Annotated in this window: 22 protein-coding genes; 15 read left to right on the top strand and 7 right to left on the bottom strand. The window is 72.4% G+C overall.

Annotated features, from left to right (window positions below; all coding sequences use genetic code 11):
- Positions 1 to 59: 59 nt before the first annotated feature.
- The 6 genes from thpD to E1264_RS42905 all read right to left on the bottom strand — a co-directional run bounded on the left by thpD (position 60) and on the right by E1264_RS42905 (position 5,367).
- Positions 60 to 1,025: an ectoine hydroxylase gene (gene thpD, locus E1264_RS00885; protein ID WP_132168498.1), complete on the bottom strand. Its 966-nt coding sequence runs from the start codon at positions 1,023 to 1,025 to the stop codon at positions 60 to 62.
- Positions 1,022 to 1,417, bottom strand: a complete 396-nt coding sequence (locus tag E1264_RS00880; RefSeq protein WP_132168496.1) for an ectoine synthase — start codon at positions 1,415 to 1,417, stop codon at positions 1,022 to 1,024. Before E1264_RS00880 ends, thpD begins: the two co-directional genes overlap by 4 nt.
- A gap of 169 nt (positions 1,418 to 1,586) precedes the next feature.
- Complete coding sequence (gene ectB / locus E1264_RS00875) at positions 1,587 to 2,849, bottom strand: diaminobutyrate--2-oxoglutarate transaminase (protein ID WP_132168494.1); 1,263 nt, start codon at positions 2,847 to 2,849, stop codon at positions 1,587 to 1,589.
- Positions 2,850 to 2,901: 52 nt separating this feature from the next.
- The gene (gene ectA / locus E1264_RS00870; protein ID WP_132168492.1) at positions 2,902 to 3,450 is read right to left on the bottom strand and encodes a diaminobutyrate acetyltransferase; all 549 of its coding nucleotides are present in this window, start codon (positions 3,448 to 3,450) and stop codon (positions 2,902 to 2,904) included.
- A 615-nt stretch (positions 3,451 to 4,065) separates the two neighbouring features.
- Complete coding sequence (gene pip / locus E1264_RS00865) at positions 4,066 to 5,034, bottom strand: prolyl aminopeptidase (protein ID WP_132168490.1); 969 nt, start codon at positions 5,032 to 5,034, stop codon at positions 4,066 to 4,068.
- 186 nt (positions 5,035 to 5,220) lie between these two features.
- Positions 5,221 to 5,367 (bottom strand): hypothetical protein, encoded by a 147-nt coding sequence (locus E1264_RS42905; protein WP_165963898.1) that lies wholly within the window; start codon positions 5,365 to 5,367, stop codon positions 5,221 to 5,223.
- Between the two features lie 30 nt (positions 5,368 to 5,397).
- Here E1264_RS42905 and E1264_RS00860 point away from each other — a divergent pair, with 30 nt between their 5' ends.
- The 14 genes from E1264_RS00860 (at position 5,398) to E1264_RS00795 (ending at position 18,880) form a co-directional block, all read left to right on the top strand.
- Complete coding sequence (locus tag E1264_RS00860; protein ID WP_132168488.1) at positions 5,398 to 7,047, top strand: hypothetical protein; 1,650 nt, start codon at positions 5,398 to 5,400, stop codon at positions 7,045 to 7,047.
- Between the two features lie 164 nt (positions 7,048 to 7,211).
- The gene (locus E1264_RS00855; protein WP_132168486.1) at positions 7,212 to 8,918 is read left to right on the top strand and encodes a CTP synthase; all 1,707 of its coding nucleotides are present in this window, start codon (positions 7,212 to 7,214) and stop codon (positions 8,916 to 8,918) included.
- The gene (locus E1264_RS00850) at positions 8,915 to 9,544 is read left to right on the top strand and encodes an NUDIX hydrolase (protein ID WP_243710681.1); all 630 of its coding nucleotides are present in this window, start codon (positions 8,915 to 8,917) and stop codon (positions 9,542 to 9,544) included. Before E1264_RS00855 ends, E1264_RS00850 begins: the two co-directional genes overlap by 4 nt.
- 58 nt (positions 9,545 to 9,602) lie before the next feature.
- A complete protein-coding gene (gene xerD / locus E1264_RS00845) occupies positions 9,603 to 10,637 on the top strand; it encodes a site-specific tyrosine recombinase XerD (RefSeq protein WP_243710680.1) in 1,035 nt (344 codons plus the stop codon).
- A 190-nt stretch (positions 10,638 to 10,827) separates the two neighbouring features.
- Entirely contained in the window at positions 10,828 to 11,694 is an 867-nt protein-coding gene (locus E1264_RS00840) for a ParA family protein (RefSeq protein WP_347813354.1), read from the top strand.
- 79 nt (positions 11,695 to 11,773) lie between these two features.
- On the top strand, positions 11,774 to 12,430 hold the full coding sequence (locus E1264_RS00835) for a hypothetical protein (RefSeq protein ID WP_132168484.1): 657 nt from the start codon (positions 11,774 to 11,776) through the stop codon (positions 12,428 to 12,430).
- Positions 12,431 to 12,547: 117 nt separating this feature from the next.
- Positions 12,548 to 13,417 carry a segregation/condensation protein A gene (locus E1264_RS00830; RefSeq protein WP_132168570.1) on the top strand — a complete coding sequence of 290 codons (870 nt, stop codon included), beginning with the start codon at positions 12,548 to 12,550 and terminating at the stop codon, positions 13,415 to 13,417.
- Entirely contained in the window at positions 13,410 to 14,051 is a 642-nt protein-coding gene (gene scpB, locus E1264_RS00825; RefSeq protein ID WP_132168482.1) for an SMC-Scp complex subunit ScpB, read from the top strand. Before E1264_RS00830 ends, scpB begins: the two co-directional genes overlap by 8 nt.
- Complete coding sequence (locus E1264_RS00820) at positions 14,048 to 14,779, top strand: pseudouridine synthase (RefSeq protein WP_132168480.1); 732 nt, start codon at positions 14,048 to 14,050, stop codon at positions 14,777 to 14,779. Before scpB ends, E1264_RS00820 begins: the two co-directional genes overlap by 4 nt.
- Positions 14,780 to 14,832: 53 nt before the next feature.
- Positions 14,833 to 15,195, top strand: a complete 363-nt coding sequence (gene aroH / locus E1264_RS00815; RefSeq protein WP_132168478.1) for a chorismate mutase — start codon at positions 14,833 to 14,835, stop codon at positions 15,193 to 15,195.
- A gap of 26 nt (positions 15,196 to 15,221) precedes the next feature.
- Positions 15,222 to 16,358, top strand: coding sequence for a prephenate dehydrogenase (locus E1264_RS00810; protein ID WP_243710679.1), 1,137 nt, complete (start codon positions 15,222 to 15,224; stop codon positions 16,356 to 16,358).
- Between the two features lie 84 nt (positions 16,359 to 16,442).
- A complete protein-coding gene (cmk, locus tag E1264_RS00805; RefSeq protein ID WP_243710678.1) occupies positions 16,443 to 17,105 on the top strand; it encodes a (d)CMP kinase in 663 nt (220 codons plus the stop codon).
- A 50-nt stretch (positions 17,106 to 17,155) separates the two neighbouring features.
- Complete coding sequence (gene der, locus E1264_RS00800; RefSeq protein WP_207935644.1) at positions 17,156 to 18,529, top strand: ribosome biogenesis GTPase Der; 1,374 nt, start codon at positions 17,156 to 17,158, stop codon at positions 18,527 to 18,529.
- 138 nt (positions 18,530 to 18,667) lie between these two features.
- Complete coding sequence (locus tag E1264_RS00795; protein WP_132168474.1) at positions 18,668 to 18,880, top strand: hypothetical protein; 213 nt, start codon at positions 18,668 to 18,670, stop codon at positions 18,878 to 18,880.
- Between the two features lie 41 nt (positions 18,881 to 18,921).
- Here E1264_RS00795 and E1264_RS00790 read toward each other — a convergent pair whose 3' ends face one another.
- On the bottom strand, positions 18,922 to 19,533 hold the full coding sequence (locus E1264_RS00790) for a hypothetical protein (RefSeq protein ID WP_132168472.1): 612 nt from the start codon (positions 19,531 to 19,533) through the stop codon (positions 18,922 to 18,924).
- A 106-nt stretch (positions 19,534 to 19,639) separates the two neighbouring features.
- Here E1264_RS00790 and E1264_RS00785 point away from each other — a divergent pair, with 106 nt between their 5' ends.
- The gene (locus tag E1264_RS00785; protein WP_132168470.1) at positions 19,640 to 20,770 is read left to right on the top strand and encodes a nucleoside 2-deoxyribosyltransferase domain-containing protein; all 1,131 of its coding nucleotides are present in this window, start codon (positions 19,640 to 19,642) and stop codon (positions 20,768 to 20,770) included.
- Positions 20,771 to 20,780 lie beyond the last annotated feature (10 nt).

Below are 20,780 nucleotides of genomic sequence, written 5' to 3'. Positions count from 1 at the left end.
GACGGCCCCCCGCGGGCGCGGGCCTGACGTGTGTCGGGTTATCGAATTGTTGTGTTCATTCAGCCGCCGACGGGTCCATTCGAGGGGGGACGACCCCCCACGCCCCCCGGTCCGCCTCCGGCGGAAACAGGGGTGAAGTCCCGGGCGCCGATGAACTCCGGACGCGGTGCGGGGGCGGAGAACGGCTCGACGCACGTGTTCTCGACGCTGTTGAACACGATGAACACGTTGGAGCGGGGGAACGGGGTGATGTTCCCATTGGAGCCGTGCATGCAGTTGCAGTCGAACATGGTGGCAGAGCCCGCAGGCCCTGTGAACAGCTCGATCCCGTGTTTGTCGGCCAGGATCGAAAGGCTCGCCGAGTCGGGCGTCCCGATCTCCTGCCCGCGCAGGGACTCCTTGTAGTGGTCGTCCGGGGTCTCCCCGACACAGGCCACGAAGGTCTTGTGCGAGCCAGGCATGATCATGAGCCCGCCATTGTGCACGAAATTCTCGGTGAGCGCGATGGATATGCTCACCGCGCGCATCCGGGGCATGCCGTCCTCCGCGTGCCAGGTCTCGAAATCCGAGTGCCAATAGAAGTCCTTGCCAGTGAATCCTGGCTTGTAGTTGACCCGGCTCTGATGGACGTAAACCTCCGAGCCGAGAATCTGCCTGGCCCGGCCCACCACGCGCGGGTCGCGGACGAGCCCGGCGAAGACCTCGCTGATCTTGTGCACCTCGAAGATGGAGCGGACCTCGTCCGAGCCGCGTTCGGTGACCGTCCGCTCGTCGGCGAGGACCTCCGGGTCGGCCGACAGCCTGCGCAGCTCGGCGCGGTAGTCCTCGACCTCGTCGGGCGCGAGCAGCTGGTCGACGGACAGGAAGCCGTTCGCCTCGTAGGCGTCGAGGGTGGCGGCGTCGATCGGCCCGTCCCCGGCCTCGCCGTGAACGACCAGGTCCTGCCGGTACAGCAGCGCCGCCTCGGCGCACTTGCGGGTGGGGTACGCGTCGTCGATCGTCGGATGGGACTCGATGATGCTCATGCGTCCTCCTCGGTCAGCAGCGGATACACCCCGTTCTCGTCATGGACCTCCCGTCCGGTGCAGGGCGGGTTGAACACGCAGACGGTCCGCACGTCCGTGTGAGCGCGCAGAGTGTGATGCTCGTGGCCGTCGAGCAGGTACATGACGCCCGGCTCGATCTTGTGCTTCTCGCCGGTCTCGTCGTTGGTCAGTTCCCCTTGGCCCTCGATGCAGTAGACGGCCTCGACGTGGTTCGCGTACCACATCTTGGTCTCGGTGCCCGCGTACAGGATCGTCTCGTGCATCGAGAAGCCGACGCCCTCCTTGGCGAGCACGAACCGGCGGCTGCACCAGGTCGGCGCCTGCACGTCGCGCTCGGTGCCGATGATCTCGTCAAGGGAACGAACGATCATGAATCTCCTCTTTTCAGCGGTGCCCGGGGCCGGGCCCGCGCGGGGCCCGGCGCGCCTCAGGCGGCGTAGACGGCGTGGATGGCATGGACGGCATGGACGGAGTGGACGAAACGGACAGGAGGGCGGTGCGGGGCGGGACGGGCCGCCTCGGCCGCCTCGGCGGTCCGGATCAGACGGCGACCTTCTGGCGGACGGCCTCCAGCGAGTCCGCGATGATCTCCAGGCCCCGGTCCAGCTCGGCCTCGGTCGTGGTGAGCGGCGGCAGCAGCTTGACCACCTCGCCCTCCGGGCCCGAGGTCTCCATCAGCAGCCCGCGCCCGAACGCCTCGGCGCACACCTTCGGCGCCATCTCCGCGTCGTTCATCACCAGGCCCCACGCCAGGCCGCGGCCGCGGACGGAGTCGACGGCGCCGGCGTGCCGGAGCGCGATCGACTCCAGCGCCGCCTGGACCTGCTGGCCCTTGGCGATCGTCTCCTTCTCCAGGCCGTCGCCGGTCCAGTAGTCCTCCAGCGCGGCGACGGCGGTGACGAACGCGGGGTTGAAGCCGCGGAAGGTGCCGTTGTGCTCGCCCGGTTCCCACACGTCCAGCTCGCGCTTCATCAGCGTGATCGCCATCGGCAGCCCGTAGCCGCTGAGGGACTTGGACAGGCAGACGATGTCGGGGACGATCCCCGCCTCCTCGAAGCTGAAGAACGGCCCGGTGCGCCCGCAGCCCATCTGGACGTCGTCGACGATGAGGAGGATGTCGTGCCGGCGGCACAGGTCCGCCAGGCCGCGCAGCCACTCGGCGGTGGCGACGTTGATGCCGCCCTCGCCCTGCACGGTCTCCACGATCACGGCGGCGGGCTTGTCCAGGCCGCTGCCGCTGTCGTCGAGCATCGTCTCGAAGAGCAGGAAATCGGGCGTCCTGCCGTCGAGGTAGTTGTCGTAGGGCATCGCCACGCCGTGGCCGAGCGGCACGCCGGCGCCGGTGCGCTTCATCGAATTGCCCGTGACGGCGAGGGCGCCGAGCGTCATCCCGTGAAAGGCATTGGTGAAGCTGACGACGGTCTCCCGGCCGGTGTACTTGCGGGCGAGTTTCAGCGCGGCCTCGACCGAGTTGTTGCCCGCGGGGCCGGGGAACTGGACCTTGTAGTCGAGCCCCCGGGGCGCGAGCACGTACTCGTTGAATCGTTCCAGGAACTCCCGCTTGGCCGCGGTGTACATGTCGAGGCTGTGGACGACGCTGTCCTCGGCGAGATACTCCAGGAGCCTGCGTTTCAGCTGCGGGTTGTTGTGCCCGTAGTTGAGCGTTCCCGCGCCGGCGAAGAAATCCAGGTAGGTCTTTCCGTTCTCGTCGGTCATGTGGCTGCCACGCGCCGTGGTGAACACCGTGGGCCAGCCTCGGCAGTAGCCGCGGACTTCCGATTCCAAGCGGGCGAAAACGTCCATTTTCTGCCTCCAGGCAGGTCGGTGGGGGAGCGGACGGAGGAGTTGAACGGGGTCAGTTCGCGTCGGCGATCGGGCCGATCCTGAAGAGCACCTCGGGCTCGTGTTCCCCCTCGGGGAAGTGCTCCGCGCCGAACAGCGGGGTGCGGGTGACATCGCACCCGCGACGCCGCGCGAACGCTTCGAACATCGCGGTGGAAGCGGTGTTGTCCGGTGTGACCGTGGCCTCGAGGTACCGGGCGCCGCGCGCCGCCAGGCGGTCCGCGAGGCGGTCCAGCATGCGGTGGGCCAGTCCCTGGCCGCGGTGGTCGCGGCCCACGGCGACCTGCCACACGAAGAACGTGTCGGGCCGGGACGGGCGAACGTATCCGGTGATGAATCCGCAGGGGACGCCGCAGTCGCGCGCGACGACGGAAGTGTCCGCGAAATCGCGGCACCAAAGCGTGTAGCTGTAAGGCGAGTTGACGTCCAGGACCCGTGATTCGCGGGCGAGCCGCCAAAGCTCCGGACCGTCGGAGAGGCTCGGCTCCTGGAGTTGCACGTCCGCGTTCGTCTCGCTTGCGCCTGGGCGCCGTGTCGGTGATTCCAGGGGTTGCGCTGCCATGTCCAGGCAACTTAGCGAATCGCGCGCCGTGATCGCAGGGGAATGTTATCGGCGAGATGTTTAGCCGGGTACCGCAGTGGGTAGGGTTAAACGCTTTGCCGAATTCGGTGCAATTCCGGGGAGGGCCGCGCCGGCGATTGTCCGCCTTTCCCCGTGATACGCAGGAGGTACTGCCGGTTTCGGCGCCGCCGCCGCCCGGACGCTTCCTGAACGCCAGCTTAATGTTCCGTCGTGAGCGGGCGCGGCGTTTTGTGTATCGGTTGTGTGAGGTAAGTCACTCAGATTTCATGTCAACGCGTCCGGTGCGGTGAGCGTCACGTCGCATCGCGCGTGGTCGCGCGGTCGCGGGCATGCTGGGACGCGTGTGAGCCAAGGCGTGGTACGCGGGCACTGTGAGGGCGGTAGGACTGGCCATCAAGGGGCATGTTTACCTCCCTGACGGTAAGACTTGGGTGGTGAAACAGTAAGAATCATGGCATTTCGGCCCGCTGATAAGGCGGCCGACCGGGTCGCGGCGACGCGCCCGGCCCCGCGATTCGGGTCCCGCCGCCACCGGCCTTCCGGCATGTCCGCTTTAAGGTTCTCTGGGAGCTATGGGGCGCACGCCCTCTCCGGTCAGGGTTTGCCAGCGAATCGGTCGGTGGCCTCGATCAACCGGTGCAGGATGCCCGGCTCGCTGTAGGCGTGCCCGGCGTCGTCGACGATGTGGAAGTCCGCCTCCGGCCATGCCCGGTGTAGGTCCCAGGCCGTCGCGACCGGCGTGCACACGTCGTACCGGCCCTGGACGATCACGGCCGGGATGTGGCGGATCCTGTCCACGTCCCGGATCAGCTGCCCGTCCTCGAAGAAGCCCTCGTTGGCGAAGTAGTGGTGCTCGATGCGCGCGAACGCCACCGCGTAGTCGGGCTCGGCGTACCCGCGCGCCAGCTCCGCGTTCGGCCGCAGCGTGAGCGTCGACCCCTCCCAGACCGACCACGCCTTGGCCGCGGCGACCCGCACGTCCCGGTCGGGGGAGTTCAGCCGCTCCCCGAACGCCGAGACGAGGTCCTCCCGCTCGTCCTCCGGGATCGGCGCGACGTACTTCTCCCACAGGTCGGGGAAGATCAGCGACGCGCCCTCCTGGTAGTACCAGTACAGCTCGAACGGCCGCAGCGTGAAGATGCCGCGCAGCACGAGCTCGGTCACCCGCTCGGGGTGCGTCTGCGCGTACGCCAGCGACAGCGCGCTGCCCCAGCTCCCGCCGAAGACCAGCCACCGCTCGATGCCGAGATGCTCGCGGAGCCGCTCCATGTCGGCGACCAGGTTCCAGGTGGTGTTGGCCTCCAGCGACACCTCCGGGTCCTTCGCGTGCGGCAGGCTCCGCCCGCAGTTGCGCTGGTCGAACAGGACGATCCGGTACGCCTCCGGGTCGAACTGCCGCCGGTGCGCCGGGCCGCAGCCCCCGCCGGGGCCGCCGTGCAGCATCACCGCGGGCTTGCCGTCCGGATTGCCGCAGACCTCCCAGTAGATTCGGTCGCCGTCGCCGACGTCGAGCAGCCCGGAGTCGTACGGTTCGATCGGCGGATACAAGGTGCGAAGCTCCATGGAGCGCGATTGTCGCACCCGTCGGCCGGATGTGACCCTTGGCACCGCCCGACAGGGCTGTCAGGGCCTCGACCAGGCCATCTGCGTGCGGGAACGTCGCGCGGCGGCCGAGAAAGTAAACCCCAAACTGGGCAAACGTTCCGCTGGTCGGGGCTAGAGTGCCTTCAGTGAGCGAAGCCACGAGGCTCAGGGCCGGTAGCGGAGCGAACGAGATGTGCACACCCACCCCGCGAGCGCGGCCGTATGCCGCCGGGCGAGGAGACACGTGAGCGAGATGACGAGCCGTCGGGCGAAGAACGCGGGCACCACGATGAGCAGAGCCATGCCGTCCATGTGGCTCCGAGCCGCGAGGCGGGGAGAGCAGTGAGCGAGCTGAACGGATCGGGCGGCGCCCGCGGCGGCCCCGACGCGGGGACCCCCTGGCCGCCCATGGGACGCGACCCGGGCCGCGCACCCGAGACACCGGTGCCGGCCGCGCAGCAGCCGATCCAGATGTCCAAGCCCCCGCAGCCCGGCCGCCCCGGCGCGCAGCCAGGCCGCCCGCGCGAGGCCGGGCGTCCCGACGTCGAGCAGCCCGAGGCGCAGCCGTGGGACATCGTCGAGCGGCTCCGCCAGATGGCCGACCTCATCGGCGACGCCCTCGCCGCCGGCGAGCGCAAGGTCAACGAGGCGCAGAGCGAGATCGCGCAGCAGGTCGCGGCCGTCACGGCGGAGAAGGAGTCCGCGCAGCGCGACGCCGCCGCCGCGTGGGGCGAGGTGCAGCGCGCCCGCGGTCAGGCCGAGCAGGCCGAGCGCCGCGCCGTCGAGGCGCAGAACGAGTCGGCCCAGCAGATCGCGGCCGTCACCGCGGAGAAGGAGAACGCGCAGCGCGACGCCGCCGCCGCGTGGGGCGAGGTGCAGCGCGCCCGTGGCCAGGCCGAGCAGGCCGAGCGCCGCGCCGTCGAGGCGCAGAACGAGGCCGTCGCGCAGATCGCCGCGCTGCAGACCGAGAAGGAGAACGCGCAGCGGGACGCGGCCGCCGCCTGGAACCAGGCCCAGCAGGGGCGCGCCCAGGCCGACCAGGCCCGCGCCCAGGCCGACCAGGCGCGCGCGCAGATGGAGCAGATCCAGGCCCAGGTCGAGCAGGCCGAGCGCCGGGTCGCCGAGGCCGAGGCGACCGTCCGGCAGGCCATCCAGCAGCGCGACGCGATGAGCGAGGCCCGCGACGACGCGCTGCGCGCCGTCGAGGACGCCGTCAACGGCCGCCGCGCCGCCGAGTCCGAGCGCGACCGCGTCGCCGAGCAGGCCGCGGAGCTGTCCCGGGGCCTGGAGGCCGCGCACGCCGAGCTGTCGGCGCTGCGCGCCAAGCTCACCGACGCCGAGATGACCGCGCAGAACCTGCAGCACGCCGTCGTCGGCGCCGGGAAGGAGGCCGAGGAGTCCCGCCGCCGCGCCGAGGTCGCCGAGCGCCGCGCCCAGGAGAACGAGCGCCGCGCGCAGGACGCCGACCGCCGCGCCCAGGACGCCGAGCGCCGCGCCCAGGAGGCGGCCGGGCGCGCCGAGGCCGCCGAGGCCGAGCGCCAGCAGGCCCTCGACACCGCCGCGCAGTCCCTGGAGGCCGCCAAGAAGGCCGAACGGGAGCGCGACGCCAACGCCAAGGGCCGCGAGGCCGCCGAACGGGCCCGCGAGGCCGCCGTCCAGGCCCAGGCACGCGCCGAGTCCGAGCTGACCCTGGCCCGCGGCCGGGCCGACCAGGCGGGCAGGGAACGCGACAAGACCGTCGCGGCGATGCGGCAGCTCGCCGCCGAGCGCGACGCCGTCGCCGAGAAGCTCGCCGAGCGCGACCAGTGGGTCGACCAGCTCGCCCAGGCCGTCACCGAGCAGCGCGCCCAGATCGCCGAGCTGTCCCAGGAGCGCGACGCCGCCCGCAACGCCGCCGACCAGGCCCGCTCCCTGATCGACGAGCTGACCCGCCAGCTCCGCACGATCATGCCGGCCGGGTCGAATGCACTGCCCTCCTCCTTCGGGCCCTAGGGAGGCCGCCGCATCGTCGTGAGCGGCGGCCGATCCGGGGGCTCGGGCGGTGGTATTGGCCGTGTTTCCTGGGCAAACGCGGTTTGGTCGTTGGTGGCTGTTATCCTGGTGGCCCGTGGACAGTGAGCATTCGTCCGCCTCGCAACGACCACGGGAGCACCTCTTTGCCATCGGCAGCCACTGGTAGATCACGTCCTACCAAGCATCTGTTCGTCACCGGCGGCGTCGCCTCCAGCCTCGGCAAGGGGCTGACGGCGTCCAGCCTGGGACGGCTTCTCACCCTCCGCGGCCTGCGGGTCACCATGCAGAAGCTCGACCCGTACCTGAACGTCGACCCCGGGACGATGAACCCGTTCCAGCACGGCGAGGTCTTCGTCACCGACGACGGCGCCGAGACCGACCTCGACATCGGGCACTACGAGCGGTTCCTCGACACCGAGCTGCACGGGTCGGCGAACGTCACGACCGGGCAGGTGTACTCCAGCGTCATCGCCAGGGAGCGGCGCGGGGAGTACCTCGGCGACACCGTGCAGGTGATCCCGCACATCACCAACGAGATCAAGGACCGCATCCGGGGGATGGCCGACGACGAACAGGTGGACGTCGTCATCACCGAGGTCGGCGGGACGGTCGGCGACATCGAGTCCCTGCCGTTCCTGGAGTCGGTGCGGCAGATCCGGCACGAGATCGGCCGCGAGAACTGCTTCTTCCTGCACGTGTCGCTGCTGCCCTACATCGGGCCGTCCGGGGAGCTGAAGACCAAGCCGACGCAGCACTCGGTGGCCGCGCTGCGCTCCATCGGCATCCAGCCCGACGCGATCGTGTGCCGCTCCGACCGGCCGATCACCGACGGGCTCAAGCACAAGATCAGCCTGATGTGCGACGTGGACCGGGAGGCGGTGGTGTCCGCGGTCGACGCCGCGAGCATCTACGACATCCCGAAGGTGCTGCACTCCGAGGGCCTGGACGCCTACGTGGTGCGCCGCCTCGACCTGCCGTTCCGCGACGTCGACTGGGGCGCCTGGGACGAGCTGCTGCGCCGCGTCCACAAGCCCGCGCGGGAGGTCACGATCGCGCTGGTCGGCAAGTACATCGACCTGCCCGACGCGTACCTGTCGGTCACCGAGGCGCTGCGGCACGGCGGGTTCGGCAACGACGCCAAGGTCCGCATCCGCTGGGTGAAGAGCGACGACTGCGAGACGCCCGAGGGCGCCAAGCGGGAGCTGGACGGCGTCGACGGCGTCCTCATCCCCGGCGGGTTCGGCGTCCGCGGCATCGAGGGGAAGATCGGCGCGGTGCGGTACTCCCGCGAGAACCGGCTCCCGCTGCTCGGCATCTGCCTCGGCCTGCAGTGCATGGTCATCGAGGCGGCGCGGACGCTCGGCGGGCTCGCCGACGCGGGCAGCGCCGAGTTCGACGCCACCACCGCCGACCCCGTCGTCGCGACGATGGCCGAGCAGGTCGACGTCGTCGCCGGGGAGCGGGACATGGGCGGCACGATGCGGCTCGGCCTGTACCCGGCCGACCTCGCCGACGGGTCCGTCGTCCGGGAGCTGTACGGGGAGGCGAAGGTGTCCGAGCGGCACCGGCACCGGTACGAGGTCAACAACTCCTACCGCGACCGGCTGGAGAAGGCCGGGCTGCGGTTCTCCGGCCTGTCGCCCGACGGCCGGCTCGTCGAGTACGTCGAGCTGCCGCGCGAGCAGCACCCGTTCTTCGTCGGGACGCAGGCGCACCCGGAGTTCCGGTCCCGGCCGACGCGCCCGCACCCGCTGTTCACCGGCCTCGTCTCCGCCGCGCTCGCCTACGCCGAGGCCCGCGCGGGCGGCGGCGCGGCGGGCGGCGCCGCCGGGAAGGTGACCGCGCCGTGACGCCGGACGACGTCCGCGACCGGCCCGAACGCTGGACGGTCGTGGAGCGGAGCACCGTCTTTCAGGGGCGCGTGTTCGGCGTCCGGCAGGACAGGGTCGAGATGCCGCGCGGCGACGGCACCGAGGTCGTCACCCGGGACGTGATCGCGCACGTCGGGTCCGTGGGCGTCCTCGCGCTCGACGACGATGACCGGGCGATGCTGCTGCGGCAGTACCGGCATCCGGTGTCGCGGCTGCTGTGGGAGGCGCCCGCCGGGCTGCGGGACGTGCACGGCGAGCCGCTGCACAAGCTCGCCGAGCGGGAGCTGCTGGAGGAGGCCGGGTACCGCGCCGACCGGTGGGACACCCTCCTCGACGTGTTCACCTCGCCCGGCATGACCGACGAGCGCGTCCGGATCTTCCTGGCCCGCGGCCTCACCGAGGTGCCCGCCGACGAGATCGACTTCGAGCGCGTCCACGAGGAGGCCGACATGCCGGTGGTGTGGGTGCCGCTGGACGAGGCCGTCCGCAAGGTGCTGGCGGGCGAGGTGCACAACGCGATCGCCTGCATGGGCGTCCTCGCGGCGCACGCGGCCCGCGCGTCCGGGTTCGCGGGCCTGCGCCCGCCCGACGCGCCGGAGGACTGAGCCCGACGCGCCGGAGGGCTGAGCCGGATGAGATCCCCCTCCGGTGGCCGGAGGGGGCATGATGGGCGGGTCCCCGGAGCCCACGGCCGGAAGAGGTGCCGCACTGTCCCCGTCGCCGACCCCCCGGAGCGCCGCGCGGACCCCCGCTCCCGCGCCCGACACCGGTTCCGCGCTCGGCTCCGCCGTGGGCACCTACCTGGGGCACCTCGCGGTCGAGCGGGGCCTGGCGGCGAACACGCTCAGCTCCTACCGCCGCGACCTGCGCCGCTACGTGCAGATCCAGGACGGGCGGGGCCGCGGGGCCATCGGCGACGTCACCGAGGACGACGTCCGCGCGTACCTGCTGACGCTGCGGGAGGGCGACGACGACCATCCGCCGCTGTCGGCCGGCTCCGCGGCACGGGCACTCGTCGCCGTCCGCGGGCTGCACCGCTTCGCGCTGCGCGAGGGCCTCGCCGCCCACGACCCCGCCGCCGACGTCAAGCCCCCGACGCCGCCGCGCCGCCTGCCCAAGGCCATCTCGCTGGACGAGGTCGAACGGCTCCTCGCCGCCGCGTCCGCGCCCGGCGATCCCGGCACGGCCCGCGGGCTGCGCGACCGGGCGCTGCTGGAGCTGCTGTACGGGTCGGGCGCGCGGATCTCCGAGGCCGTCGGCCTCGACGTCGACGACCTCGACCTGGCGGACGGGTTCGTCCGCGTCGCCGGCAAGGGCGGCAAGGCCCGGGTCGTGCCGATCGGCGACTACGCCCGCGAGGCCGTGGACGCCTACCTGGTCCGGGCCCGTCCCGAACTCGCGGCGGCCGGGCGGGGCGGCCCCGCGCTGTTCCTGAACGCGCGCGGCGGGCGGCTGTCGCGGCAGGGCGCGTGGATGGTGCTGCGCGCCGCCGCCGACCGCGCGCACCTGTCGGAGGTGTCGCCGCACACGCTGCGGCACTCGTTCGCCACGCATCTGCTGGACGGGGGAGCCGACGTCCGCGTCGTCCAGGAGCTGCTGGGGCACGCGTCCGTCACCACGACGCAGGTCTACACGCTGGTGACCGTCCAGCTCCTGCGCGAGGTCTACGCGACCTCCCATCCCCGCGCCCGCACCTGACATCCGCGCCTTCCGAACCTGACAAGCCGCGCGCCGAGGAGCTGACAAATCGCGACGATCGGCGCGCGTCGGCTTGAGACCGGGGAGGTACGGGCCTAGAGTCCCCGTTCTGGATGGCATTTCCGGGCCGCCGGGGAGGGATCTGGTGACCAGCACTAACGGTGCGGATGGAGTCCTTTCCTCCGCCACCATCGAGACCGATCCGAGCCGGGCCCTCGGGCCCACGCAGAGACCCGTGCCGGTGTTCCCCGAACCGGAACCCCTGGACGAGCACGGGCCGGCGCGGATCGTCGCCGTCTGCAACCAGAAGGGCGGCGTCGGCAAGACCACCACGACGATCAACCTGGGCGCCGCGCTCGCCGAGTTCGGCCGCCGTGTCCTGCTCGTCGACTTCGACCCGCAGGGCGCGCTCTCGGTCGGCCTCGGCAAGGGCGACCCGCGCCAGCTGGACGTGACGGTCCACAACATGCTGCTCGAACGCGACGTCGAGTGGGAGGACGTCGTCATCGAGACCGGCGTCGACGGGATGGAGCTGCTGCCGAGCAACATCGACCTGTCCGGCGCGGAGGTCCAGCTCGTCCACGAGGTCGGCCGCGAGTACATCCTGCAGGGCGCGCTGAAGTCGGCCGTCGAGCACTACGACTATGTCCTCATCGACTGCCAGCCGTCGCTCGGCCTGCTCACCATCAACGCGCTGGCCGCCAGCGAGGGCGTGCTGATCCCGCTGGAGTGCGAGTACTTCGCGATGCGCGGCGTGGCGCTGCTGATGGAGACCATCGAGAAGGTGCAGGGCCGGATCAACCCGAGCCTGGTGATCGACGGCGTCCTCGGCACGATGTACGACTCGCGGACCCTGCACACGCGGGAGGTCCTCGGCCGCATCGTCGAGGCGTTCGGCGACCAGGTGTTCCACACCGTCATCAACCGCACCGTGCGGTTCCCGGACGCGACCGTCGCCGGCGAGCCGATCACGTTCTTCGACCCCAACTCGATGGGCGCGAACGCCTACCGCGCTCTGGCCCGGGAGGTGCTCGCCCGGTGGGCGGAGGTCGCGTGAGCCCGTTACGCGGGCCCGTGGCGGCGCCCCGCCCCGCTCGTGACGCGCGGACACGCCGCTCCTGACGAACGGACACAACGTGAGCCAGCCCCCCGGCGAGCCCCCGCCCGCGGCCGTCCCGCCTCCGCAGCCGATCCCGCCGCAGCCGCCGCCGCAAGGGCGGGGCCCGAGGCCGGTTGCCGTCGTGGTGATCGCGGCGGTCGCGGCGGTGGTCGTGGCCGTCCTCGCCGTGACGGCCGTCGCGATCCTGGTGCTGGGGGAGGACGACGAGTCGTCCAAGCCGCTCTCCTCCGGGCCCGTCGACCTGCGCGAGCCGCTGACGTTCAGGCTGGTCGCGCAGGAGTCGCCGCCGCCCTGCACCGGTGGCGCCCTCGCCCCGCCCGACAAGTCCAACTGCTACCAGTTCGGCCCGGAGGCGCTGACGGTGCGGCGGCTCGAGAAGGTAGCGGCGGTGCCGCCCGACCCCGCGCGGGGCGCCGCCGGCTGGAGCGTCGCGCTGACGCTGGCGCCCGGGGACGCCTCCGGCTTCGCGGCCCTGACCGGCAAGGCCGCGCAGGCGTTCCAGTCCCGGCTTCCCGCCGGGAACATGGGCATGATCGTCGGCGGCGCGCTGGTGTCGTCGCCCGCCCAGGTGACCGCGCCCATCACCGGCAGCGAGGTCTCCATCGACGGTCCGCCGGAGACGTTCACCCAGGCGCACGTGGAGGGCATCGTCCGGCGGCTGATCGGTAGGTAGCGGGCCGCGGCGCGCCGTCACGGCTCGTGACCGGCCGTGGTGCGAGCACGCGCCGCGCGTGGGACGATATGGCCGGTGAGCACAGTGCAGGAGACGTCCTCCGCTACCGTGAGCGACGTGGACGAGACGTCGCCCCGGCCGGGGCACGAGGCCGAGGAGGAGCACGGCTTCCGCGTCCACCTGGACAACTTCGAGGGCCCGTTCGACCTGCTGCTCGGCCTGATCTCCAAGCACAAGCTCGACATCACCGAGGTGTCGCTGCACAAGGTCACCGACGACTTCATCGCCCACATCCACGCGCACGGCCAGGACTGGGACCTCGACCAGGCCAGCCACTTCCTGCTGGTCGCCGCGACCCTCCTCGACCTCAAGGCCGCGCGGCTGCTGCCGTCCGGCGAGGTCGACGACGAGGACGACCTCGCCCTCCTGGACGCCCGCGACCTGCTGTTCGCGCGGCTCCTGCAGTACCGCGCCTACAAGGAGGTCGCGCAGGTGATCGCGGCGCGGATCGCCGAGGCGTCCCGGCGGTTCCCGCGGATCGTGCCGATGGAGCCGAGGTTCGCGAACGTGCTGCCGGAGGTGCTGCTCGGCCTCGGCCCGGACGAGTTCGCCCGGCTCGCCGCCAAGGCGTTCACGCCGAAGGAGCCGCCGTCGGTCTCCGTCGAGCACATCTACCAGCCGAAGGCCAGCGTCAAGGAGCAGGCCGCGATCGTCGTGGAGCGGCTCCGGCGGCTCCGCCGGACGACGTTCCGCGTCCTCGCCTCCGACGCCGAGGGCACCTACGAGGTCGTCGCGCGGTTCCTGGCGCTGCTGGAGCTGTACCGGGAGCAGAACGTCGCGTTCGAGCAGGACGAGCCGCTCGGCGAGCTGCGCGTCACGTGGACCGGCGCCGACGAGGGCGACGTCGAGGTCGGCGACGACTACGAGGGCTCACCCCGGCCGGACGGCGAAGACCCGAAGAAGAAGGACGAGGCGGACGATGAGTGACGACCCCGGCGAGGCCGCGCCGGAAACGCCGGAGCCGGAGACGCCGGAGCCGGAGACGCCGGAGCCGGAGACGCCGGCGGAGCCTCCGGAGTTTCCCCGGCTGCGCGCGTCCATCGAGGCGATCCTGCTGGTGGTGGACGAGCCCGTCACCGAGATGACCCTCGCGCAGCTGCTGGAGCGCCCGCGCGGCGAGGTCGCGGAGACGCTGCGGGAGCTGGCCGCGGAATACACCGAGCAGGGCCGCGGGTTCGATCTCAGGGAGGTCGCCGGCGGCTGGCGCTTCTACACCCGGGACGCGTGCGCGCCCGTCGTGGAGCGGTTCGTCACCGACGGGCAGCAGGCGCGGCTCACGCAGGCCGCGCTGGAGACGCTCGCCGTCGTCGCCTACCGGCAGCCGGTGAGCCGGGCGCGCGTGTCGGCGATCCGGGGCGTCAACAGCGACGGCGTCATGCGGACGCTGACGCTGCGCGGCCTGATCGAGGACGCCGGGCAGGACCCCGAGTCCCAGGCGCACCTGTACCGCACCACCGGGTACTTCCTGGAGCGGCTCGGGCTCCGCGACCTCGACGAGCTCCCCGAGCTCGCCCCCTACCTGCCCGACGACCTGCCTGACGACATAGTTGAGGACACGTGAGCGAGAACGAGGGCGTGCGGCTGCAGAAGGTCCTGGCCGAGGCCGGGATCGGCAGCCGCCGCCACTGCGAGGAACTGATCGGCGAGGGCCGCGTCACCGTCGACGGGAAGCGGGTGTTCCGGTTCGGCGAGCGCGTCGACCCGCGCCGCGCCGTCATCCACGTGGACGGCAAGCGCGTCGAGACCCGCGCCGAGATGCGCTACTACGCGATCAACAAGCCGCGCGGCGTGGTGTCGACCATGTCGGACGAGCGGGGCCGCAAGTCCCTCGCCGACTACGTGGAGGTGCCCGAGCGGCTGTTCCACGTCGGGCGGCTCGACACCGACACCGAGGGCCTGATCCTGCTCACCAACGACGGGGAGCTGTCGCACCGCCTCACGCACCCGTCCTACGGGGTGCAGAAGACCTACCTGGCGGAGATCCACGGCCCGATCCCGCGCGACCTCGGCAAGCGGCTGCGGGCGGGCGTGACGCTGGAGGACGGCCCCGCCAAGGCCGACAAGTTCCGGATCTTCGACCAGGTCGGCAGGCGCGTCCTGGTGGAGATCACGCTGCACGAGGGGCGCAAGCACATCGTCCGGCGGCTGCTGAAGGAGGTCGGGTTCCCCGTCCAGCAGCTCGCGCGCATAGAGTTCGGGCCGATCAAGCTGGGCTCGCTGAAGCCGGGCACGATGCGGGCGCTGTCCGTGCACGAGGTCGGCGACCTGTACAAGGCGGTCGACCTGTAGCGGCAGGACGCGGGCTGGATGGCAGGACGGACTCCGAGGAGGGGGAGCAGGCTGTGACGGTACGGGCGGTCCGCGGGGCGACGCAGATCGACGCCGACGAGCGGGGGCAGATCCTGGAGGCGACGACGGAGCTCGTCACCGAGGTGATGTCCCGCAACGAGCTGAGCACCGACGACGTGATCAGCGTCATCTTCACGGTGACGCCGGACCTGACGGCGGAGTTCCCGGCGCTCGCCGCCCGCAAGCTCGGCTTCCACGAGGTGCCGCTGCTGTGCGCGACGGAGATCGGCGTGCCGGGCGCGCTGCCCCGGGTGATCCGGCTCATGGCGCACATCGAGACGGACCGGCCCCGCGCGGACGTCCAGCACGTCTACCTGCGCGGCGCGACGGCGCTCCGCCTCGATATCGCACAGTAGGGGTCACGACAGTAGGGTTTGTGGGCGTGAGTGAGGACGTGGTGCCGCAGCGGATCGTCGTCGTCGGGACGGGCCTGATCGGGACGTCGATCGCCCTGGCGATGCGGGAGCGCGGCGCCGAGGTGCTGCTGGCCGACCGGGACGAGGCCGCGCTGCGGCTGGCGGTCGAGCTGGACGCCGGCGAGCCGCTCCCCGACGGGCCGCTGGACGAGCCCGCCGACCTGGCGGTGCTCGCGGTGCCGCCCGCGGCGGTGGCCGTCACGCTGCTGGACGCGCAGAAGCGCCGCCTCGCCGCCGCCTACACCGATGTCGCGAGCGTGAAGGCGCTGCCGCTGGCGCAGGCCGCCGACCTGGGCTGCGACCTGGCGACGTTCGTGGCTGGGCATCCGCTCGCGGGCAGCGAGCGGTCCGGTCCGGGCGCGGCGCGCGCCGACCTGTTCCTCGGCCGCCCGTGGGCGCTGTGCGCGGCGCCGCAGTCGAGGCCGGAGGCCGTGGCCGCGGTCCGGGCGCTGGCGCAGGCGTGCGGCGCGATGCCCGTCGAGGTGGACGCCGCCGAGCACGACCGGGCCGTCGCGCTCGTGTCGCACGGCCCGCACGTGGTGTCGGCCGCGGTCGCCGCCCGGCTCACCGGCGCGGACGACGTCGCGCTCGGCCTGTCCGGGCAGGGCGTCCGGGACGTCACCCGGATCGCGGCGAGCGACCCCCGGCTGTGGATCGGCATCCTGTCGGCGAACTCCCAGCCCGTCGCGGACGTGCTGGAGGCCGTCGCGACCGACCTGGCCGTGGCCGCGTCGCTGCTGCGCGACGGCAGCGAGGAGGCCGCCGCGCACGTGGCCGACCTGCTGCTGCGCGGGAACGCGGGCCGGTCCCGGATCCCGGGCAAGCACGGCGGCGACCAGCCCGCGTACGCGACCGTCCAGGTCGTCATCCCGGACCGTCCCGGCGAGCTCGCGATGATCTTCCAGGCGGCCGGGATCGCGCAGGTCAACATCGAGGACGTGACGATCGAGCACTCGCCGGGCCGCCCGCTCGGCGTGCTGGAGCTGGCCGTGGTGCCGGAGTCGGCCGAGGCGCTGGCCGAGGAGCTGCGCGCCCGCGGCTGGTCCGTCCCGTCCCCGGCCGGAAGCGGGGGGACGGGGACCGCCGGGAGCGCCGGGACGTGACGGTGCCGCGAGGCCGGTAGCCTGGTTCGCTGGGGCTCGCGCCGGGGGACACAGCGCGCCCGACGGACTAGAGAGGGATCGATCGTGCCGCTCGTCATCGCCATGGACGGACCCTCCGGGTCGGGCAAGTCCAGCGCGTCCAAGGGCGTCGCCCGCGCGCTCGGGCTCCGCTACCTGGACACGGGCGCCATGTACCGCGCCGTGACGTGGTGGCTACTGGAGAACGGCGTGCCGGTCGAGGACGCCGCGGCGGTCGAGGCCCGCGCCGGGGAGCCGGCGATCGCGTCCGGCACCGACCCGGACGCGCCGACGATCACGGTGGACGGGACGGACGTGTCCGCCCCCATCCGCACCCGCGCTGTGACGAACGCGGTCAGCGCGGTCAGCTCCGTCCCGGCGGTCCGCGCCCGGATGGTCGCGCTGCAGCGCGAGATCATCGGGTCCGGCGGGATCGTGGTGGAGGGCCGCGACATCGGCACGGTCGTCGCGCCGGACGCGCCGGTCAAGGTGTACCTGACGGCCAGCGAGGAGATCCGGGCGGCGCGCCGCGCGAAGGACCTCGCGGCCGACCCGGGCGCGTCGGTCACGGTCACGCAGGCCGAGCAGGCCCGCCGCGACCGGCTCGACTCGACCCGGAAGGCGTCGCCGCTCACCAGGGCGGGCGACGCGTACGAGATCGACTCGACGGAGCTGAGCCTCGCCGAGGTCATCGAGGCGGTCGTCCGCCTCGCCAAAGAGCATGAGTGAACGGGCGGCCTGGCGGCCCCCGCGGGGAATTCACAGTGAGCGATAACGAGATCGAGACCGTCGACGTCGTCGAGGACGTCGCCGCCGACGAGGGGCCCGCGCCCGTCGTGGCGGTGGTCGGGCGGCCGAACGTCGGCAAGTCCACCCTGGTCAACCGGATCCTCGGGCGCCGCGAGGCGGTCGTGGAGGACGTCCCGGGCGTGACCCGCGACCGGGTCGCCTACGACGCGTCGTGGAGCGGCCGCCGGTTCACCGTCGTCGACACCGGCGGCTGGCTGCCCGACTCGGCCGGGCTCGCCGCGGCGATCGCCGAGCAGGCCCGCCTCGCGGTCGGGCTCGCCGACGTCGTGATGTTCGTGGTGGACGCGACCGTCGGCGCCACCGACGTGGACGAGGCCGTCGTGGAGATCCTGCGCCGCTCCGGCAAGCCGGTGGTGCTGGTCGCCAACAAGGCCGACAACGCCGCCGTCGAGGCGGACGCGGCGCTGCTGTGGTCGCTCGGCATCGGCGAGCCGCACCCGGTCAGCGCGCTGCACGGGCGCGGCAGCGGCGACCTGCTCGACGCGGTGCTGGCCGCGCTGCCGGAGGAGGCGCCGCCGGAGGATTTCGGCGAGGAGACGGGCGGGCCGCGCCGGATCGCGCTGCTGGGCCGCCCGAACGTCGGCAAGTCGAGCCTGCTGAACCAGCTGGCGGGGGAGAACCGGGCGGTCGTGGACGCGGTGGCGGGCACGACCCGCGACCCGGTCGACGAGCTGATCGAGCTCGGCGGCCGGACCTGGCGGTTCATCGACACCGCGGGGATCAGGCGGCGGCACCGCGAGAACCAGGGCGCCGACTTCTACGCGACGCTGCGCACCCAGTCCGCGCTGGAGCGCGCCGAGGTCGCGGTCGTGCTCGTGGACGCCGACCAGCCCCTCGCCGAGCAGGACCTGCGGATCATCTCGATGGTCGTCGCGTCGGGCCGCGCGATGGTCATCGCCTACAACAAGTGGGACCTGCTGGACGAGGAGCGCCGCCACTACCTGGAGCGGGAGATCGACCGGCAGCTCCACCACGCGCGCTGGGCGCCGCGGGTGAACGTCTCCGCCAAGACCGGGCGGCACATGGAGAAGCTGGTCCCGGCCATCGAGACGGCCCTGGACGGGTGGGGGACCCGCGTCCCGACGTCCAAGCTCAACCAGTTCTTCGCCGACCTGGTCAGCTCGCACCCGCATCCGGTGCGCGGCGGCAAGCAGCCGCGCGTGCTGTTCGCGACGCAGGCGGGCGTGCGGCCGCCGCGGTTCGTGCTGTTCACGTCCGGGTTCCTGGAGGAGGGGTACCGGCGCTACATCGAGCGGCGGCTGCGCGAGGAGTTCGGGTTCGACGGGACGCCCCTCGACATCGCGATGAAGATCCGCGAGAAGCGCGGCAAGGGCAAGAAATAGCGGAATTATCCGGCACGCGGCCCGCTGGGGATCTTTCCCGGCGGGCCGCGGCGTGTCAGGATGCCTCTACGACCGGCGAGTAAGTCTTCCATTACTCGTTGAGTCGGGTGACACCCGCATGCGTTCGAGGGGTGAAGTGTGAAGCTCTTGCTGCTCATCTCCTGTGCCGTCGTCTGCGTGGCGCTCAGCTTCGCCTGGCGCGAGCCGTGGATCGGCGGCGTCGGCCTGCTGGTCGCCTTCGTCGGCATGTTCACCGACCGCGACGACGTGCGGCTGGACGAGGAGCGGGGCAGCTACGAGACGACCAAGGCCGTCCGCGACATGCGACGCCGGGACCGCCACCGGCCGTAGCGGCGGCGGTCCCGGCGGTCGCGATGCTGATCGCGGGACGGCTACGAATTCTGGCGTGATTCACCGGCGATGCGCCGGTCGCCCGGCGGCGCGGTCGCAGGACCGGGCCCCGGAGGGTTGTCCCGCGCGTACCGCCCGTACACCAGGGGCTGCGTGGTGGTCGCGCCCGCCGAACCGGTGCCGTCCGGCGGAGTCGCCTCCCGGACGCCGATCACGGCGAACCGGCCGAGCGCGAGCCCGGCCAGGAACACGGCGACGACGCCGAGCCCGGTGAACCCGGACAGCTGCTCGGCGAGCCGCTGCTCCTCGCTCGAGCCGAGCGGGGCGCCGATGCCGGACACGTCCCAGAGCGTGGCGACGGACGTCCCGACCACGAACCAGGCGCCGCCGAGCGCGGCGAGCCAGGCGCCGAACATGGCGAACGCGCGGTTGGCGGCGGCGAGCACGATCAGCCCGCCGAGCGCGACGGCCACGGCGGGCGCGATCACGAGCTGGAGCCGGTCGGTGTCGTACACCCAGGTGTCGTCCGGGGCGAAGCCGAACCCGGCATAGGGCCCGACGAAGGGGAGCAGGCCGCCCCAGAGGCCGAGCAGCACCAGCAGCGTGCCGCTCAGACCGCCCCGGGAGCGTGGAGCGCGCATGGTCCCAGTCATGATCAATCCTCCTGACCGGGCGTGTGATTCTTGTTTAGGACACCATTACCCCTACCAGACCACTCCACACAGCGGGGTGGAAGGAACGAACCGGATGGGAGCCCGCATGGGTGCCGACCTCGAGGTCGTCTACGCGCAGGAGGAACCGCCCGGCCGCTGGGAGGCCGCCGTCTTCCTCGCCGGCCCGACGCCCCGGACGCCCGAGGTCGAGTCATGGCGTCCGGCGGCGGTCGCGGCGTTGCGCGAACGTTGGCGGGGCCCTGGGCTGCTCGTGGTGTTCGTCCCGGAGCACCGGCACGGCGTCTATGACGACTACGTCGGCCAGGTCGAGTGGGAGGAGCGCTGCCTGCACCTGTCCGACGAGGTGATCTTCTACGTGCCGCGCGACCTGGCGACCATGCCCGCGTTCACCACGAACGTGGAGTGGGGGATGTGGCACGACAGCGGGCGGGCCGTGTTCGGCGCCCCGCCGCGGGCGCCGAAGAACCGCTACCTGCTGCACTACGCCGCCAAGTCGGGCGTGCCGACGGCGCACGACCTCCCGGCGACGGTGGCGGCGGCGCTCGACCGGATCGGCGCGGGCGCGTCCCGGACGGGCGGGGAGCGGGAGATCCCGCTGCTGCTGTGGCGCGAGGAGTCCCTGCAGCGGTGGTACGCGGGCCAGTGCGCGGCGGGCAGCGCCCTGCTCGGCGCGCGGGTGGTGTTCCGGTTCGGCAACCACTGGGGCCTGCACGTCCGGATGCACATAGCGGCCGAGGACCGCGTGAAGGACAACGAGGTCGTCTTCGGGCGGCCCGACATCTCCGTCGTCGTCCTGCACAGGCCGGGGGAGACGCTGGACGAGACGGAGGTCGTGCTCGTCCGGGAGTTCCGGAGCCCGTGCGTGAACGGGTTCGTCCACGAGCTGCCGGGCGGCTCGGGGGCGGGCGACCCGGCCGAGGTCGCGCTGGCCGAGGTCGCGGAGGAGACCGGCCTGACCCTGGACGCGGCGCGGCTGCGCGCGCACGGGACGCGGCAGGTGAACGCCACGATGTCCGGGCACCGGGCGCACCTGTTCTCGGCCGCGGTCACCGGCGACGAGCTGGCGCGGCTCCGCTCGTCAGGCCCGCACGGCCTCGCGGCCGACAGCGAGCGCACCTACGTGGAGATCGCCGCGTTCGGCCGGATCAGGCACGAGCGCCTCGTGGACTGGGCCTGCCTCGGCATGATCACAGAGGTCCTGCTGGACGTGCAGTGACCCGCAACTG

The organism is Actinomadura sp. KC216 (assembly GCF_004348535.1).
GTDB lineage: Bacteria > Actinomycetota > Actinomycetes > Streptosporangiales > Streptosporangiaceae > Spirillospora.
This window is presented reverse-complemented; position numbering and strand designations above follow the sequence as displayed.

Excerpts from the sequence above, each read along its gene's own strand:
- E1264_RS00785 (WP_132168470.1), top strand. The coding sequence starts at position 19,640 with ATGGGTGCCGACCTCGAGGTCGTCTACGCGCAGGAGGAACCGCCCGGC.
- ectA (WP_132168492.1), bottom strand. The coding sequence starts at position 3,450 with ATGGCAGCGCAACCCCTGGAATCACCGACACGGCGCCCAGGCGCAAGC.
- thpD (WP_132168498.1), bottom strand. The coding sequence starts at position 1,025 with ATGAGCATCATCGAGTCCCATCCGACGATCGACGACGCGTACCCCACC.
- ectB (WP_132168494.1), bottom strand. The coding sequence starts at position 2,849 with ATGGACGTTTTCGCCCGCTTGGAATCGGAAGTCCGCGGCTACTGCCGA.
- xerD (WP_243710680.1), top strand. The coding sequence starts at position 9,603 with ATGATGGGCGGGTCCCCGGAGCCCACGGCCGGAAGAGGTGCCGCACTG.
- E1264_RS42905 (WP_165963898.1), bottom strand. The coding sequence starts at position 5,367 with ATGGACGGCATGGCTCTGCTCATCGTGGTGCCCGCGTTCTTCGCCCGA.
- E1264_RS00880 (WP_132168496.1), bottom strand. The coding sequence starts at position 1,417 with ATGATCGTTCGTTCCCTTGACGAGATCATCGGCACCGAGCGCGACGTG.
- E1264_RS00790 (WP_132168472.1), bottom strand. The coding sequence starts at position 19,533 with ATGACTGGGACCATGCGCGCTCCACGCTCCCGGGGCGGTCTGAGCGGC.
- pip (WP_132168490.1), bottom strand. The coding sequence starts at position 5,034 with ATGGAGCTTCGCACCTTGTATCCGCCGATCGAACCGTACGACTCCGGG.
- scpB (WP_132168482.1), top strand. The coding sequence starts at position 13,410 with ATGAGTGACGACCCCGGCGAGGCCGCGCCGGAAACGCCGGAGCCGGAG.